Source organism: Bacillus sp. P4_D3, assembly GCF_056401855.1.
Genome location: NZ_JBFUIN010000923.1, coordinates 1 through 1066, shown reverse-complemented (window position 1 = coordinate 1066; position 1066 = coordinate 1). Strand labels below are relative to the sequence as shown.

The following is a 1066-nucleotide window of genomic DNA, read 5'->3' as shown; positions in this document are numbered from 1 at the left end:
ATTATTGTTTGCTACGGTAATTCTTTTACCGTTTCTAATATTTAATACAAACAATCGAAGCGAACTTCGCTCATTATCAAAAAAGCAATGGGGATTTGGACTCTTATCTGGATTATTTCTAGCAACTCATTATGTCCTATGGTTTGAATCATTACAGTATACTTCTGTAGCAAGTTCTACAGTTATCGTAACGTTGCAACCTTTATTTTCAATGGTCGGTGGTTATTTTTTATTTAAGGAACGGTTTACGAAAGGTGCGATTATAGGCTGCCTTATTGCAATTTCAGGAAGTATCGTGATTGGGTGGCAAGATTTTCAAATTAGTGGCGAGGCTTTATACGGCGATATTTTAGCTTTTATTGCTGCTGGCGTCATAACAGCTTACTTTTTCATTAGTCAACATGTTCGTAAAGACCTATCCCTAATACCGTACTCGGTAATTAGTTATGGTAGTAGTTCACTCTTTCTCGGTATATTTGCTTACACACAGCAGTCATCTTTCTTCAATTACACTGCACAAACATGGTGGTCCTTTATAGGTCTTGCATTCATTGCAACGATTTTAGGACAAACAATTTTCAATTGGTTATTAAAATGGATGAGTGCTACGGTTATCTCGATGAGTATTTTGGGAGAAACAATTGGAACTTGTATGCTAGCCTATTTCATTTTAGATGAAACAATTTCTTTACAGCAAGGACTAGGAATTCTACTTATTTTCATTGGATTAGCATCATTTTTATTACAACCGAAACAATCAAATCACAATTTATAAACAAGAAAAGCATGGCATTAGTTTGCCATGCTTTTCTTGTTTATTTATTATTGTGGGGATTGTTCCACCTGCTTTTGCTTTAGCCTTTGCTCCAATACATGAATCATGAAGAGGAAATGCTCTGCTTCTCTTGTAACGTGATCAGCAAGCAATGGATTAATAACACTTCGAATTTGGCATGTTTGAATTAATTCTAATCCTGCTTTCTTGAAATTCCTTAACTCAACAGTGGCGTTTTCACTATCTTTATTCATTTTCCCTATAATTGGATATGTCGGTTCTTTTTGATAT

The 1066-nt window shown here is 34.8% G+C and carries 2 protein-coding genes; one reads left to right on the top strand and one right to left on the bottom strand.

The genetic code is table 11. The annotated features are described in order from the left end of the window. A partial coding sequence (locus tag AC1DTM_RS28040) for a DMT family transporter (protein ID WP_477001433.1) occupies positions 1–775 on the top strand: 775 nt, incomplete at its 5' end. Between the two features lie 47 nt (positions 776–822). Here the strand turns inward: AC1DTM_RS28040 and AC1DTM_RS28035 are convergent. Further along, positions 823–1066: DUF2935 domain-containing protein (locus AC1DTM_RS28035; RefSeq protein WP_477001432.1), on the bottom strand; the 244-nt coding region annotated here is incomplete at its 5' end.